Annotated in this window: 14 protein-coding genes; all 14 read left to right on the top strand. The window is 30.9% G+C overall.

The window, feature by feature from the left end; all coding sequences use genetic code 11:
- The first annotated feature begins 139 nt into the window (after nt 1–139).
- The 14 genes from RWR88_RS01020 (at nt 140) to RWR88_RS00955 (ending at nt 15,941) form a co-directional block, all read left to right on the top strand.
- Nucleotides 140–550, top strand: coding sequence for a DUF1934 domain-containing protein (locus tag RWR88_RS01020; RefSeq protein WP_314450132.1), 411 nt, complete (start codon nt 140–142; stop codon nt 548–550).
- Nucleotides 551–612: 62 nt separating this feature from the next.
- Nucleotides 613–1,221, top strand: coding sequence for a DNA-directed RNA polymerase subunit delta (gene rpoE / locus RWR88_RS01015; RefSeq protein WP_314450130.1), 609 nt, complete (start codon nt 613–615; stop codon nt 1,219–1,221).
- Nucleotides 1,222–1,305: 84 nt separating this feature from the next.
- Nucleotides 1,306–1,734 (top strand): GtrA family protein, encoded by a 429-nt coding sequence (locus tag RWR88_RS01010; protein WP_314450128.1) that lies wholly within the window; start codon nt 1,306–1,308, stop codon nt 1,732–1,734.
- 91 nt (nt 1,735–1,825) lie between these two features.
- Nucleotides 1,826–3,838, top strand: a complete 2,013-nt coding sequence (metG, locus tag RWR88_RS01005; protein WP_314450126.1) for a methionine--tRNA ligase — start codon at nt 1,826–1,828, stop codon at nt 3,836–3,838.
- 84 nt (nt 3,839–3,922) lie between these two features.
- Nucleotides 3,923–5,284, top strand: a complete 1,362-nt coding sequence (gene brnQ / locus RWR88_RS01000; protein WP_314450124.1) for a branched-chain amino acid transport system II carrier protein — start codon at nt 3,923–3,925, stop codon at nt 5,282–5,284.
- A 14-nt stretch (nt 5,285–5,298) separates the two neighbouring features.
- Complete coding sequence (locus RWR88_RS00995; protein ID WP_314450122.1) at nt 5,299–6,327, top strand: YdcF family protein; 1,029 nt, start codon at nt 5,299–5,301, stop codon at nt 6,325–6,327.
- Between the two features lie 179 nt (nt 6,328–6,506).
- On the top strand, nt 6,507–7,331 hold the full coding sequence (locus RWR88_RS00990) for an ABC transporter ATP-binding protein (RefSeq protein ID WP_314450121.1): 825 nt from the start codon (nt 6,507–6,509) through the stop codon (nt 7,329–7,331).
- Nucleotides 7,324–8,052 carry an ABC transporter permease gene (locus RWR88_RS00985; protein WP_314450120.1) on the top strand — a complete coding sequence of 243 codons (729 nt, stop codon included), beginning with the start codon at nt 7,324–7,326 and terminating at the stop codon, nt 8,050–8,052. Before RWR88_RS00990 ends, RWR88_RS00985 begins: the two co-directional genes overlap by 8 nt.
- Nucleotides 8,053–8,439: 387 nt before the next feature.
- Nucleotides 8,440–8,652, top strand: coding sequence for a helix-turn-helix transcriptional regulator (locus RWR88_RS00980; protein ID WP_314450118.1), 213 nt, complete (start codon nt 8,440–8,442; stop codon nt 8,650–8,652).
- A gap of 258 nt (nt 8,653–8,910) precedes the next feature.
- Entirely contained in the window at nt 8,911–11,685 is a 2,775-nt protein-coding gene (locus RWR88_RS00975; protein ID WP_314450116.1) for a hypothetical protein, read from the top strand.
- 269 nt (nt 11,686–11,954) lie between these two features.
- On the top strand, nt 11,955–12,335 hold the full coding sequence (locus RWR88_RS00970; protein ID WP_314255854.1) for a hypothetical protein: 381 nt from the start codon (nt 11,955–11,957) through the stop codon (nt 12,333–12,335).
- A 198-nt stretch (nt 12,336–12,533) separates the two neighbouring features.
- Nucleotides 12,534–12,665, top strand: a complete 132-nt coding sequence (locus RWR88_RS00965; RefSeq protein ID WP_314450115.1) for a hypothetical protein — start codon at nt 12,534–12,536, stop codon at nt 12,663–12,665.
- A gap of 167 nt (nt 12,666–12,832) precedes the next feature.
- Nucleotides 12,833–14,197 (top strand): 23S rRNA (uracil(1939)-C(5))-methyltransferase RlmD, encoded by a 1,365-nt coding sequence (rlmD, locus tag RWR88_RS00960; protein WP_314450113.1) that lies wholly within the window; start codon nt 12,833–12,835, stop codon nt 14,195–14,197.
- A 301-nt stretch (nt 14,198–14,498) separates the two neighbouring features.
- Nucleotides 14,499–15,941, top strand: coding sequence for an ATP-binding protein (locus tag RWR88_RS00955; RefSeq protein WP_314450110.1), 1,443 nt, complete (start codon nt 14,499–14,501; stop codon nt 15,939–15,941).
- Nucleotides 15,942–16,031 lie beyond the last annotated feature (90 nt).

Raw genomic sequence — 16,031 nt, 5'->3', positions numbered from 1 at the left:
AGAGAACTGAAACGTACAAGAAGAGAATTTTCTATAATATGTTCAGTTAAATAACCATTGGGGGTGAATAGAAAACGGAATTTCCGACTTTTATTCACTCCTTCTCTCTTTTTCATAAAGAATGAATGGAGGTATTAAAATGATTCGAGTTCATACAAAAATTATTCAAGCCGGAGAATCTTTACAAACGGAATTAGAAGCCCCGATTGAATCCATTGAATGGAAAATTGAAAACAAACAATTAGCATTGTCGTATCAAGAAAAAGAAACACAGACAAAAGTTGATTTGTTAGTATCTAATGGAGAAATTCAATTATTCCGTAAAGGAGAAGTAGCTAGTCAATTACTGTTTCAACATCAAAAGAAAACAAAGGGACGTTATCAATTAGCGCAAGGTCAAGAAATTTTATTTGAGATTAAAACGAAGAATGTAGAAGTTTCATCTGACTGGAAACAAATTTCTTTTGAATACCAATTATCTCAATTAGGAGAAAATTTAGGAGAATTTACAGTAAATATGGAAATTCTTAAAGAAAACATTGTGCAATAGTAGCGTATTATAGCTTTTGTGTGCTATACTGTTAAGGAATATGTGGAAAGGAAGTGTATCCTTTGGAATTAAAAGCACTGGATGGAATCAACAAAAATGAATTATCAATGGTTGAAGTAGCGCATGCTATCTTGGAAGTAAAACAAGAAGTGATGGACTTTAATCAATTATTAGTAGAAGTTCAATCATATATGGAGTTAAGCGATGAGCAATTAGAAGCACGCATGGCTCGTTTTTATACAGATTTAAATATTGATGGAAGCTTCATTTCACTTGGAGAAAACCGTTGGGGCTTACGTTCATGGTATCCAATTGATTCAATCGATGAAGAAATTGTTTCATCAATGGATGATGAAGACTTGAAAAAACGTCGTAAAAAACGTAAAAAAGTTAATGCCTTTGGAACTGAAGAAGATCTTATCGATTACAATGATGATGATCCAGAAGATGAAGATGGCTTGTTAGAAGACGAAGAAGATGATGATGTTATCGACTTAGACGATGATGTAGATGATGAAGAAGAAACAGAATTAGATGCATATCGTTCAGATTTAAGTGAATTAGGTGCTGACGAAGACTTAGATGAAGAAGTTAGTGCAGATGAAGATTTATCAATTATTAATGATGACGAGTTAGATAGTGATTTTGATGAAGAAGATGATGAATTATAATTCCTCGTTCATCTACAAACGATAACGAATAGATTAGAAAGTGGGAGTGCGTAGCGCTCCTCTTTTTTATAGGGAGGAAAAGTTTTGAAAAAAATTTTATCATCTTTTTTTGATGCGACTTTTCTAAGATTTATATTAGTAGGAGTCGTCAATACACTTGTTGGAACAGCAATTATGTTTTTTTGCTTCAATGTATTAGCGTGGAGTTATTGGATTTCAAGTGCGTTGAATTATATAGTGGGAAGCATCGTGAGTTATTTCTTGAATAAGCGATATACTTTCCAGCAAAAAGGCCATGATTGGAATACATTGTGGAAATTTATCGTGAACATTACCATTTGTTACGTTCTTGCTTATGGATTAGCAAAGCCATTTGTTGCATGGTTATTATCAGGATTCTCTACGAATATACAAGGGAATATTGCGTTATTGGTAGGGATGGTTTTATTTGTTGCATTTAATTATATCGGACAAAGATTTTGGGCTTTTTCACCTAAAGAAGATCGACAATAATGCTTTGTTCTCAAAAAGAGTTAGTGGTTTAATTCTAGGAATCGTTATGGTAAAATAACACTATCTATAAATTTAAGGGGGATACTGCCAAATGGCGGAAGATAAGAAAACTTTTTATTTAACAACACCAATTTATTACCCAAGTGGACAATTACATATCGGGCATGCATATACAACTGTAGCAAGTGATGCAATGATTCGTTATAAAAAATTACAAGGCTATGATGCATACTTTTTAACAGGAACAGATGAACATGGACAAAAAATTCAACAAAAAGCTCAAGAAGCAGGCGTGAGTGAAATTGAATTTGTTGATAATATTATTTTTGGTATTCAAGATTTATGGAAAAAATTAGACGTTTCTTATGATGATTTTATTCGTACAACACAACCTCGTCATAAAAAATCTGTACAGAAAATTTTCCAAAAATTAATGGATAATGGTGATATTTATTTAGGTGAATACGAAGGTTGGTATTCTGTAAGTGATGAAGAATACTTTACAGAATCTCAATTAGTCGAAGTGTATCGTGATGCAGATGGAAAAATGATTGGGGGAGTGGCTCCAAGTGGCCATGAAGTTCAATTAGTGAAGGAAGAATCTTATTTCTTCAGAATGAGTAAATATGCAGATCGCCTATTACAATACTATGAAGAACATCCAGAATTTATTCAACCAGAATCTCGTAAAAATGAAATGATTAATAATTTCATTAAACCTGGTTTGGAAGATTTAGCCGTTTCTCGTACATCATTTGACTGGGGAATTCCAGTACCAAATGATCCAAAACATGTCATTTATGTATGGATTGATGCGTTATCAAACTATATTACAGCTTTAGGCTATGGAAGTGATGATGAGACATTGTTCAATCGTTATTGGCCAGCAGATGTGCACTTTATCGGAAAAGAAATCGTTCGTTTCCATACGATTTATTGGCCAATTATGTTAATGGCATTAGACTTACCATTACCGAAGAAAATTTTTGCACATGGTTGGTTATTAATGAAAGACGGTAAAATGTCTAAATCTAAAGGAAATGTTGTTGATCCTAACACATTAATTGAACGTTATGGGTTAGATGCTTTACGTTACTATTTATTACGTGAAGTACCATTTGGTTCAGACGGTATTTTCACTCCAGAATCATTTGTAGAAAGAATTAATTATGACTTAGCAAATGACTTAGGGAACTTATTAAACCGTACAGTAGCGATGATTAATAAATATTTCGATGGAACAATTCCAACATATTCAGCACCTGTTTCAAGCTTTGATCATGAATTAGTAGAAGCTTCAAAAGTGATGATTGAAGAAGTAGAAGCTGCGATGGAAGAAATGCAATTCTCAGTTGCATTATCTGCAATTTGGAAATTTGTTTCTCGTACAAATAAATATATTGATGAAACAACTCCATGGGCAGCTGTAAAAGATGAAGCTCGTCAAGAAGAATTAGCTTGTACAATGAGTTACTTAGCAGAAAGCTTACGTATTATTGCGGTAGCTTTACAACCATTCTTAACACAAACACCAGGAGAAATCTTAGCACAATTAGGAATTCAAGACGAAGCTTTACGTGATTATCCATCACTTCATACATTTGGAGTGATTCCAACTGGAACAAAAGTTGTTGAAAAAGGGCAACCAATTTTCCCACGTTTAGATATGGAAGAAGAAGTTGCTTATATTCAAGGGAAAATGGGTGGAACAGTTAAAGAAGAAGTAGCAACAGAGTGGAACCCAGAAGAAGTGGAATTAACATCTGAAAAAGAATCGATTAAATACGATGACTTTGATAAATTGGAATTAAAAGTCGCAGAAGTTATTGACTGTAAACCAGTGGAAGGTGCAGATAAATTATTACAATTCCGATTAGATGCAGGAGATGCTGGTGGACATCGTCAGATTTTATCTGGTATCGCTCAATGGTATCCAAATCCAGAAGAGTTTATTGGTAAAAAAGTAGTGATTGTGGCAAACTTAAAACCACGTAAGATGAGAGGACAAATTAGTCAAGGAATGATCTTATCGGCAGAAAAAGATGGAGTATTACAAGTAGTCTTAGCTCCACAAGAAATGCCAAATGGTTCATTTGTTTCATAATGAGTAGACACAGTTATTGTAGGGAGAGTACGTTGCTTTACAACGTACTCTTTCGCATATTATAAGAGAAAAGGAGAATGTAAGATGAAAAAGGGCTTATTGACAGGTTTATTATTATTTGGTTTCTTTTTTGGAGCAGGAAATTTAATCTTTCCGCCTTCATTAGGGTTATTTTCTGGTGAGTATTTCGGACCGGCGATTGCGGGATTTATTTTATCAGGCGTCGGTATTCCCATTATAACATTAGTTGTAGGCGCAACGAGTAATGGAAGTTTTAAACATGAATTAGAAAGTAAAGTTCATAAAGTATTTGCAGTAGCATTTTTAGCTGTTTTATATTTGTCAATTGGACCATTTTTTGCAATTCCAAGAACAGCAACTGTTTCGTATTCGATTAGTATTCAGCCATTTGAGTCATCTTTAGCCTCAATGGGAATTTCAAGCACTTTATCATTGTTTATATATACAGTATTATACTTTGTTGCAGCATATTGGATTGCGATTCATCGTTCAACGATTTTAAATAGTATCGGGAAAATTTTAACACCTTTATTTGCAGGGTTAATTTTAGTCTTAGTATTATTAGGAGCGATTAAATATGCAGGAGTAGCACCAATGCAAGCAGCAACAGCTTATCAAAATGGTGGTTCGTTTGGGAATGGATTTATTGAAGGCTACAATACATTAGATGCCTTAGCTTCTGTTGCCTTCTGTGTGGTAGCAGTAAATACATTGAAAAAATTCCATTTTTCTTCAAAAGAAGAATTTACAAAAACCATTATTGGAGTAGGTTTAGTAACTGCTGTAGGTTTTAGTATTTTATATTTAGGATTAGCTAATTTAGGAAATCATTTTACAGTGCCTGCAGATGTATTAGCAGATGAAACAGTTAATAAAGGTTCTTATATTTTAACAGCAGCTTCCAAAGATATTTTTGGAGTATTTGGACAAGTATTTTTAGGAGCAATGGTTATCTTAACGTGCTTTACAACAACGGTTGGATTAATTGTTTCAACTGGAGAGTTCTTTGAAGAATTATTCCCTAAATATTCTTATAAAGTATATGCAACAGTTTTCTCTTTCATTGGATTTGGAATTTCTAATTTAGGATTAAATACAGTAATTAAGTTTTCATTGCCGGTATTATTAATTTTATATCCAATTACGATTATTATGGTTATATTAATTCTTTTAAATAAATTTGTTCCTCTTTCTAAAATCGGAATGCAATTAACAGTTGGATTGACAGTTCTAGTATCCGTATTAACAGTATTAGGAGACACATTAAAACTATCTGCATTATCTACTATGATGAACCAATTACCATTTTCTACTTTATCGTTAGGATGGGGAGTTCCAGCTTTAGTAGGGATCGTGATTGCTTTAATTTTAAGCGATAAACAAAAAGGTGAAGTTTTTGATTTTGAAAAAATTTTAGCAGAGTAAGAAAGTAGGTTAGTATGTTTTTATATGGAGTTACGATTTTCGTATTAATTGCCTTACTTTTTTCTATGTGGAAGGATAATCGCAGTTTATGGAATCCAGCTTTATTAGTCATTGAAGTGTTGTTTTTATATCTATCCATTGCGAATCTCTTTTTTAGTTTTGGGTATGAAAATGCTCATTTGGTGATGATAGTAGGAATTTTACTCATTCCTGTTCTGATTCTTTTGAGTGGTTTATTTTTAATCATTAATGGCTTTATTTTGTTAAAAAAAGAAGGTTTTTCTAAAGCGAATCTTCTTTCTCCTATTATGGGGATTGTAATTTTATTATTCTTTGTTTTTATGTGGATTCGAGTTGGGCTAGTTACAAATAATTTTTTCATTTATAATCCGTGGATTAATATACTATTTATGTTTATCATTTATTCTTATATTATTTTTGGATTTGCGTTTGTAGGATTTATGATGTACTCGTTTGTCTATTTATGGGTGCCGAAGAAACAGCATTATGATTTTATTATTATTCATGGTGCCGGATTGTTAGATGGGGAAAGAGTTACGCCTCTTCTAAAAAAGAGAATTGATAAGGCTGTACAAGCATTTCAAAAATCCAAAAATCCTCATATTCGACTTATTTCCAGTGGTGGACAAGGTAGTGATGAAAAAATATCTGAAGCACAAGCGATGTATAACTATTTAGTGGAACATACAGATGTGCCAAAAGAAGCTATTATATTAGAAGAAAAATCTACAACAACTTATGAAAATTTATTGTTCTCTAAAGAAATAGGAGAGCAATTGATTAAAAATCCTCGATTTTTATTTGTAACAAATGATTATCATGTATTTCGTACGAGTACTTATGCTCGTCAAATTGGAATGCAGGGGGATGGTTTAGGTTGCTCCACTGCCAGTTATTATATTCCATCCGCTTTTATTCGTGAATATGTAGCGATGTGTGTGAAAATGAAAAAACTCTTTATAGGGTTTGAATTACTATATGTTCTATTGGTTATATTATCGTATCGAGGCATATTGTGGTAGAAAGTTAAATGGATACTAGGGAAGGCATACCGATTTCGGTATGCTTTTTTGTCGTGACGATTTGCATGAGAATTCGTGACTAAAGTCATGGTAGGTAGTGACTCAAGACACTACTGGAATAAAGAAAAATTTTCTATAATGAATTCATCAGTTAGGAAATTAGTAAAGAGGGGATAAACATGATTATTGTAAAAAACGTTACAAAAAAATTTAATCAAAAAGTTGCTTTAGAAGAAATTTCTTTTGAAGTGAAGAAAGGAGAAATTTTTGGATTCTTAGGGCCATCTGGTTCAGGGAAAACAACAATGATTAAAATTTTAACGGGACAATTAAATGCTGATAACGGGCAAACAGAATTGTTAGGCAAAGTGTCTGAGAAGTTAACTCCAGCAGATTTAGAACTAATCGGATTAGTGAGTGATACGAGTGGATTTTATGAAAAACTAAGCCTGTATAAAAATTTACAAGCTTACGCAAAATTATATGGAAAACCAAATGCACGAGTAGATGAAGTGTTAAAACAAGTCGATTTATACGATAGTAAAAATTTAGCAGCAGAGAAATTATCGACAGGAATGAAACAAAGAATGTTTCTAGCAAGAGCTTTAATCAATAAGCCAAAAGTATTATTTTTAGATGAGCCAACAAGCGGATTAGATCCAACTACTTCTAAGAAAATCCATGAATTATTATTAGAACTAAAAGAAGCAGGAACAACGATTTTCTTAACAACTCACGATATGAACGAAGCAACATTATTATGTGACCGTCTAAGTTTATTGAACCGAGGACATTTAATTGAATACGGCACACCTTCTTCGATTATTCAAAAATATAATCACGAGAAAAAAGTTCAATTAACATTCGCAGATGAAACACATACACAAATTACTTTTGAAGAATTAGGACAAACAGATCTAGCACAAGTTGTTGCGATTCACTCATGTGAACCAACTTTAGAAGAAATATTTATTCAATTGACAGGAGAGAAATTAAATGATTAAACGATTAACTGCCTTAGTTTGGCTACGCACACAAGTATTATTAAGTAACAGCACTTTATTAGCAACGATTTTATTACCGTATGGATTATTAGTCTTATACAACCAATTTATGAATGAGGATGGACTACATTCTTCATATATGGTATTCATGTGTTTATCATTAGCATTCTCAGTTTCGCTAGGAAGTTTAACTTCTTTAACAATTGCAGAAGATAAGGAAAAGAAAAACTTGAAATCTTTATTACTCAGTGGTGTTAGAAATGGAGAATATTTATTATCTGCACTATTTTATCCAGTTATTATTGGTCTTGTAACGATTGTAAGTTTTCCAATGATTGTAGATGCAGACTTTGGGAAACATTGGGGAGCATATTTTGTAGTAGCGATTGTTGTAGGGCTATGTGTTGTATTATTAAACTTATTAATTGCTTCTCTTTCTAATACTCAATCACAAGCGCAAGTGAATGGTTTAGTACCTATGATGGCTATTTCATTTTTACCATTATTCTCTGGATTGAGTGAGACTGTTTCAAAAATTGCTCATTATACATTTATGGGAGTTTATGTAGACTTCTTTACAAAAGAAAGTTTTGAGTTAAGTTTTGAAACGATTGGTGTACCGTTAGCTTGGTTAGTAGGGTTGTTCTTAGTAAACTTAATTGTATTAAATCCAACACGAAAAGAAATCTTTTTAGCAAAACTAACAAGAAAAGCTGTGTAAGGCGAATTAGACTTTCGTGCTGTAGTAAAGGACGGCAGCAGCTTCGCAAGCGAATCTCATGCCTAAATTTTGAGCCTAGGTCTCAAAATTTCCTATAATAAAAACCACTGGATGTGGTTTTTATTATTAATACTACAGTGAAAAGTCTATTCTTGTGGAAGGATCATAATAGGAGTACGTTACGAATTAGGTATTTTGACTGTATAGTCAAAATACCTTTTTTGGTAAATTCTCAATCTAAGTTCTAGTTTTGATACTTAACTAGAAATTACTTTGAAACTTTACATTTTTATTTGCGTGAGTTCGATTAAAGAGAACATATTTATGAAAAAAGTGTATTTTATGGTATAATATATTAAATTTAGGTTTCTTGAACGGAGGATAAGAATGAAGGTTTTTAGTTATAAAAGATTGTTCAAAAAACTAATTGATTTAGATATGACAAATAATGAATTGATGGAAAAGGCAAAAGTGAGTAAAAGTACATTTTACAAAATGAAGAACGGGCAAAATGTAACTACGGATGTCTTGCTTAGAATTTGTAATGCTTTAGACTGTAATATTGAAGAAATAGTAGAGTGTATTAAGAAAGAAAATTAATATCTTGAATAGTTAAATGGATAAATGAGTTATATATGATTTGTTAAATAGGGTTGGCAATGTGTTGCGTATCAGTCAATACATTAAACATGATTTTGATGACTTCACTTTACACGGTGCGGGGATACCACTATGCTCACATATAATTTGTCAAAAGGGAAATCTTTGAACGAATTCAGAAATAAAGGGAACAATGGTAAGATAATAATATGCTTATTTATTATGTTATATACGCAAGATTAAAGGGGGGATTGAAAGATGAGAGATGGTACCATTGAATATAAAGTAAAAGTATTTATTAGCTCAAAATGTGGTGGAAGATATACTTTGGTAAGGAAGGCTTTAAAATCTTTATTATCAGAAACAAATATAGTTCAAGTATTTATATTTGAAGAGCAAGGGCCATCAAGCCAACATGTAATAGATAGTTATATCACAAAACTAGATGACTCGGATTTATGCGTGTTCTTGATAGATAATAAGGATGATGTGTCGGAGGCTGTCTTGAAGGAACAAAAACGGGCTAGAGAATTAAAAAAGAGGGCATTATATATTTTCTGTGATGAAGATAAAAAGGAACCTACACAACTACAATTAGAAATACGAGATAGTTTTAGAGAAAAATATGACGTAGTTCACGAGTTTTCTGACTTTATTGAAAAAGTATATACTGGAATAATGAGAGATGTTGTTGATATTTATAGAAACTATTGTAGAGAACAATTCGTTGATTTTGCTATTAATGAAGATACAGAAGAGATAAACGTTATAAGTAATAACTATATTATTGATAAAGAACTTTTTCAAGGATTTACTATGACGAGAAATGTAGCTAAAGAGATAATATTTAATACAAAAAAAGAAGAAAGTTCAAGATTAGATTTTAAATTAGATAAATCGCTTAGTATAATGTTTTCAAATCTATTAGGTCACCATACAAATATACCGATTAATTATTCTAGTTTAGCAAATGAGTTATGTAATAGACATGAATCTTACTTGAAGTCTTTTATTACATATAGAGTTAGAGCTATAGAAGCATATTTTTCAAATGAATTAGATGAATGTGCCAATGAATTAGAAAATGCATACAATGAATCGATTAATAATGATAAAATACCAAACTGGCTTTCCAATGATGTTTTAATAGATTGGAGAAATATTATTGTCTTGCAAGATGAGATAAATAATCAATATTCGTTAGAAATGAAACCACAAACTTTATTGGAAGAAAATCAGGAAAATGTATATTATCCATTACTTGATAGATGTACAGGTAGTTTATCACAAAAGCTGCTTAAAAGGTTAATGGCTCAGAAGGTAGATTCTCCATATACAACACATTTTGAAGGAGTTGATGATATTCTTGATGATGTGTCTAAGTCATTTATATTATCAATGACTTATGGTTCTCTAACACATCTGTTGTTAATTAGAGATAGAATGATTAGTATACTTTCAAGCTTAAATTTTTTGTATTATGATCATAATATGTACATTTTTCTTATTAAATTATTATTAATGGAACAAAATGATAAAGAATTAGAAAAAATTATAAGAGCTTATAATCAAAGTACAGATACGATAAATGCAACAGATATTGTGAATATGATTTCAGGAATAAATTTAATCCCAGTTCCACATAAGAGGTTTATTTCAAAATTATTGATTTTAAAACATTATGGTTACTACTTCGGTGATGATTTATTCACTTCATATGTATATGAAGTGTTTGAAGAGGTTGATATATGGATTGCAGATAAAAATAGAATTCTAAGTATAGCAAGCTATATCTTTGAATTTTTAATATATAATATATCTAGAATAGATAATAATAAAATTATAGAAGTATGCATAACTCTTATAGAAAAAAACTTCAGGATATATTTTGATAATATATTAAAAGTATTAAGTAGAATTAATTATTCAAAAATATCTACTATCAATCAGGAGAAAGTACTTGAATTGATAATTGATATGATAAAGAATGAAGAAATAAGAAAAGGTTGCAAGGTACTTTCAAGTTACTTGATAGTATTAAGGAAAAATATAACGATAGATGTTGAATTATTAGATACTACTATTGAAGAATGTATGAACAGCTTTTACTTATCTGAATATTTACTAGAGATAGAGCATAACAGAGGTGATGAAACATACAAGCATATTAATAGGTATGTTGAAAGAATTAATCAACGTAATAAAGAGCAAGGAAAGAATGGAACTATAATTGGATATGCTGATGACCCCTATAAAACAATTAGAAATATTATAGAGTTTGATAAACTAAAGCTAGATACAAAACATATAAAATCAATATTATCTTCTATTGTTAGAACATTGCGAGAAGAAAAACAGACTATTGGAGACAAGATTAGAGCAATTGAACTATTCATTTACCTGAAGAACAAATATCCTTATGAAAAAGAATTGGATTCAACATTTTACTCAATAATAGAAGATAAAGAACTAGTATTGTGCGGACGCGAGGAAATGTTTTTTGAAAAGGCATCTCTAAGTACTTTAGAATTTAGCTTTATGATGTTACAATTATGCTTCAATAAATATGATTTTTCGAATGTTCTTTCTAAAATGGCAATATTTTCTCAAAAATCAGAAATAGAAATTATAAAATCATTTGAAACTTTAAAATCATTTTTGTATAATGTAGACTTTGACAAATTAGAGGATAGTGTTTTATCTACAATTATTCAGTATTCAATAGGCTTGAGTTCTCATAATGAAAAAGATATAAGAGTGCAAGCTACAAGAACACTAATAATGTTATGTAAGTCTAAATATAAAGAGTTAGCCTTAAATCAATTATCTAAAATGATGGATAATGAGATATATCAGATTAAAATTGAAATAATATATGGTCTCTATGAATTAGATTTTAAAGATAATACAAAAAAGAACTATATTATAAAGAAGGGATTAGTAGATAATCATTATTTGATACGAAAGGCTGCAAATGAAACCAATGAAAATGAAACCAAAGAGAAAATAAGCATAAATAATGATACAATCTAGAATAAATTTATTACTATTTATAGTTTCTTACTAAAGTTGGATGGACTAGGGGTCCAAAAACATTATCAAGATATGAATTTTATGACAATTAGTTTGAAATCCGTAATGTTTGATTTAGATGTTGATTCTGTTTTTGATTTGATTTCGCTTAGAAAAGATAATAATAAAGTACCTTTTGTAGAATTACTAAAAAAGCTGAAGTAGATAAATAAAAATTAGAAGTTGTGTGAGACTAATGATAATTTTCACACCCCATTAAGGAGGTTGAGATGAAAAATATAGATATTTTTGTACATGAAAAATATAACAAAGCTGATTACGAAAAGGTAGCAGAACATATCTATAAAACGTATGATGATTTTATGAAAAGTGATTGCTTTGTTACTTCATTAAAATTTGTTCAAGAACCAGAATTAGGAGAAGGAGTTAGTCCGAGGAACATTTCCCAATATCCATTGGAAGATATTTTAGATAAATTTTATGTGGCGATTCAGGATTTTTATGAAGATTTGAATTATACCAGTGATGAGACTTGTTATTTGGAATTTTCGGCTTCAGATATGGAAGATATACAGAAACTACTTGGAATCGTAAATAAGCATGTATACAATAAGGAAGATGGGGATTATGTAGAGCTGGTAATTGAATAGTGTATTAAAATAATTACGATATAATTTCACGGGTTCTGATAGTAAATGTACAGATATTTGTTCAAAAAAAGATAGTTACAAATCCCAGTTTGTTAAAGTAAAACAATTAAATAAAAACAATAATATAGCAACTTATGAAACAGTAAATCGAAAAAGGTTTACTGTTTTTTCTTTTTCTAAAAATGGAAAGGAGGACACATGGAAGAAGAAAAAAGAGATATAAAAAAACTACAACATAAACAGCTAATAATGGATATTGGAAAAACAAAATATACTGTAAATCAACATTTTAAGAAAGCACAGGCGAAACATACAAAGATAAAATACTGAAGTTAATCAAGAGAGAAACAGAGAAGATATAAATTTATCAAAGAAATTTTGTTTATGTCCTTGACAAATCTTTCCAAATTATTTAGTTTGAATTTCTCACTTCACTATAAAATTATCCAAAAATAAGCTATAATAAGTCAGATAAATAGTAGTGAGTGAGGATAGAGATGAAAAAAAATGACCGTATAGAAGTACAAATTGATGATTTAACGTATGAAGGAATGGGTGTTGCGAAAGTCGATGGATTTCCTCTTTTTATTGAAAATGCGCTGCCTGGAGAAAAAGTAGTAGTTCATGTTTTAAAAGTGGGGAAAAAATTTGGCTATGCCAAAGTTGTCGAATGGTTATCGACGAGTCCTGATCGTATTCCATTAGTGGATCCAAATGGAACTCGAGTGGGAACAATGCCTTTACAACATATGAAATATGAAGCTCAATTGGCCTTCAAACAAAAACAAGTGAAACATGTCATGAATACAATTGCGAAAATGCCAGAGTTAGAAGTTCGTCCAACAATTGGAATGGAACATCCATTTGGATATCGGAATAAAGCGCAAATCCCTGTCAGAATGGTGAATGGATTATTAACAACAGGATTTTTCAAGAAAAACTCACACGACTTAGTTCCAATGGAAGATTTTCATATTCAAGATCCAGAAATTGATCGTATTATTTTAGTCGTTAGAGATATTTTACGAAAATATGCAATTGAAGCTTATGATGAAGAGAAACATACCGGCGATTTACGTCATATTATTGTGCGTAGAGGATTGCGCACTTCTCAAGTGATGATTATTTTAGTCACTCGTACAGAGAAGTTTGTTCAAAAAGAGGCAGTTGTAGAGCAAATTACTCAGCAATTACCAGAAGTGGTGTCTATTGTCCAAAATATTCAACCGCATCAATCAAATGTGATTATGGGTTCTCAAAAGAAAGTATTATTTGGAGAAGATGCTTTCCAAGAAGAATTAATGGAATTTACCTTTGCGATTAGTTCACGTTCATTTTTCCAAGTGAATACGATTCAAACGGAAGTGTTGTATCATGAAGCCGTTCAAGCAGCTGGATTAACTGGAGATGAAACAGTAGTGGATGCTTATTGTGGAATCGGAACAATGAGTTTAGCTTTTGCTAAACGTGCTAAAAAAGTTTATGCCATGGAAATTGTACCGGATGCCATTCAAATGGCGAAAGAAAATGCTCGAATCAATCAGATTGACAATGTAACATTTGAAGTGGGGGCAGCTGAAAAAGTTATGCCAACTTGGGTAGACTCAGGATTACAACCAGATGTAATTGTAGTCGATCCTCCTAGAAAAGGATTAGATGGAGCCTTTATTGATGCAGCTGTTAAAACTAAAGCAAGAAAAATTGTTTATGTTAGCTGTAATCCTGCGACATTAGCACGTGATTTAGCATTATTCCAAGAAAAAGGGTATCAGGCACTGTATGCTCAACCAGTGGATATGTTCCCAATGACGACAGCGATTGAAACAGTTGTGTTGCTTTCAAAACTAGATTCTAAAAAATAAATTATTGTAGAACTTATGATGGATGATATCGATTTAACAAGTGCTGAAAGTAAGGTAACATATAAATAAATCCAAAACGATTTTTGGGGAAAGTTTAGGTTTAAAGTATCTACTCTGTACATTGTACAAGTTAAGAAAAGTATGGTTTAGAAGTTAGAGAACACTATAATATTCCAAAAGTTTAGAACCGGAAAGTTCCACAGTGTACAATTGAAAACGAAGAAGCTATTTTAGATAGGCTGAAGTATTCTAAGATGTTGTAGTATAATACTAAATATATGTTTAAGTTGAGGAGAAAATAATGAATACTAATATATTGAATAAATTATCCTTTTATTGTTTTGAAAACGAGAATCAATTTTTTGACAGAAAAAGTGCTAGAATTAAACCTTTAGATATTTTAAAGCATCTGGTTGCATTTTCTAATGCAGAGGGTGGGCAATTAGTGATAGGAATTGAAGATGATGGGATGATTACGGGGTTTAATTATAAAGGTGCTCATTCGATCGATGAGTATAGAAATATATTTCTAACTGAACTAAAAGAAACACCAATAAATCCCACATTTAATATTTTAGATGTAAAAAATAATACAGGTATTGATGATAAGATATTGGTAATATCAGTAGATATTTCTACAGATAGAGTTATAAAATCTTATAACGGAAAAGTTTTTCTTCGACAAAATGATAAATCTATAGAATTAAATTTTGAGCAGATTCTTCAATTGCAGTATGATAGAGGACAAAGATATTTTGAGGATGAAGTGGTTCAATTATCAAGCATAGAAGATATAGATGACGGACTTATTGATGATTATAAGAAAATCTTGAAAATAGAAGGGCTTTCTAATGAAGAAGTGTTGAAAGCTAGAAATTTAATGATTAATGGCAAACTGACTAATGCGGGGCTTTTGCTATTTGGGAATAACCCTTCTAAATTTTTACCACAGGCAAGATTAAGAGTTATTAAATATAGTGGTATGTATCAAAAGGTTGGTACAGAAATAAATATCATTAAGGAAAAAACATTTGATAAAGCTATACCAAACGTTATTAGAGAAGTAAGAGAATTTATTAACACACAACTAAGAGATTTTCAGTATTTAGATAAAGATGGAAAATTTAAAATAATGCCAGAGTATCCAGAATTTGCATGGTTTGAGGGAATAGTCAATGCTTTGACTCACCGGAATTATGCTATCCGTGGGGAGCATATTAAGGTGTTAATATTTGATGATAGGTTAGAAATACATAGTCCCGGGTTACTACCTAATATTGTAACCGTGGAAAATATTCTAAACCAAAGATATTCAAGGAATCCAAGAATTGCAAGAATTTTATGTGAATTTGGATGGGTAAAAGAAATGAATGAAGGAGTTAAGAGAATATATTCTGAAATGGAAAAGTTGTTTCTAAAGGAACCTAAATATGCAGAACCTAATAGTAGTGTTTTATTAATTTTAGAAAATAATGTCTTAAATAGAAGTATTAGAACAATAGATAGAATTAAAGATAACATTTCTGAAGCGGAATTTAATAAACTAAGTCAAGATGAAAAAACTATTATATATTTTATGTATAATAGTGGGCAAAAAATAACTACAAAAAAGGCAACAGAACTTATTGAAAAAGGTTCAACATTTTGTAGGAAGCTACTTAAAAATCTTGCTGATAAAGAATTATTAGAGTGGCATGGTACATCGCAAAACGATCGTACACAATACTATACTCTAAAATTCTAATTTAAGAAGAACGAAAAAAGTTGAGAAGAACGCAGAAAAGTTGAGAAGAACGCAGAAAAGTTGAGAAGAACGCAGAAAAGTTGAGAAGAA

The sequence above is a fragment of the uncultured Granulicatella sp. genome (genome assembly GCF_963528195.1).
Lineage (GTDB): Bacteria > Bacillota > Bacilli > Lactobacillales > Aerococcaceae > Granulicatella.
The sequence above is the reverse complement of the archived record's forward strand: the minus strand, read 5'-3'. Positions and strand labels throughout refer to the sequence as shown.

What these genes read in the sequence shown, in the direction of transcription:
- RWR88_RS01020 (WP_314450132.1), top strand. Translation starts at nt 140, where the DNA reads ATGATTCGAGTTCATACAAAAATTATTCAAGCCGGAGAATCTTTACAA.
- metG (WP_314450126.1), top strand. Translation starts at nt 1,826, where the DNA reads ATGGCGGAAGATAAGAAAACTTTTTATTTAACAACACCAATTTATTAC.
- brnQ (WP_314450124.1), top strand. Translation starts at nt 3,923, where the DNA reads ATGAAAAAGGGCTTATTGACAGGTTTATTATTATTTGGTTTCTTTTTT.
- RWR88_RS00995 (WP_314450122.1), top strand. Translation starts at nt 5,299, where the DNA reads ATGTTTTTATATGGAGTTACGATTTTCGTATTAATTGCCTTACTTTTT.
- RWR88_RS00990 (WP_314450121.1), top strand. Translation starts at nt 6,507, where the DNA reads ATGATTATTGTAAAAAACGTTACAAAAAAATTTAATCAAAAAGTTGCT.
- RWR88_RS00985 (WP_314450120.1), top strand. Translation starts at nt 7,324, where the DNA reads ATGATTAAACGATTAACTGCCTTAGTTTGGCTACGCACACAAGTATTA.
- RWR88_RS00980 (WP_314450118.1), top strand. Translation starts at nt 8,440, where the DNA reads ATGAAGGTTTTTAGTTATAAAAGATTGTTCAAAAAACTAATTGATTTA.
- RWR88_RS00975 (WP_314450116.1), top strand. Translation starts at nt 8,911, where the DNA reads ATGAGAGATGGTACCATTGAATATAAAGTAAAAGTATTTATTAGCTCA.
- RWR88_RS00970 (WP_314255854.1), top strand. Translation starts at nt 11,955, where the DNA reads ATGAAAAATATAGATATTTTTGTACATGAAAAATATAACAAAGCTGAT.
- RWR88_RS00965 (WP_314450115.1), top strand. Translation starts at nt 12,534, where the DNA reads ATGGAAGAAGAAAAAAGAGATATAAAAAAACTACAACATAAACAGCTA.
- rlmD (WP_314450113.1), top strand. Translation starts at nt 12,833, where the DNA reads ATGAAAAAAAATGACCGTATAGAAGTACAAATTGATGATTTAACGTAT.
- RWR88_RS00955 (WP_314450110.1), top strand. Translation starts at nt 14,499, where the DNA reads ATGAATACTAATATATTGAATAAATTATCCTTTTATTGTTTTGAAAAC.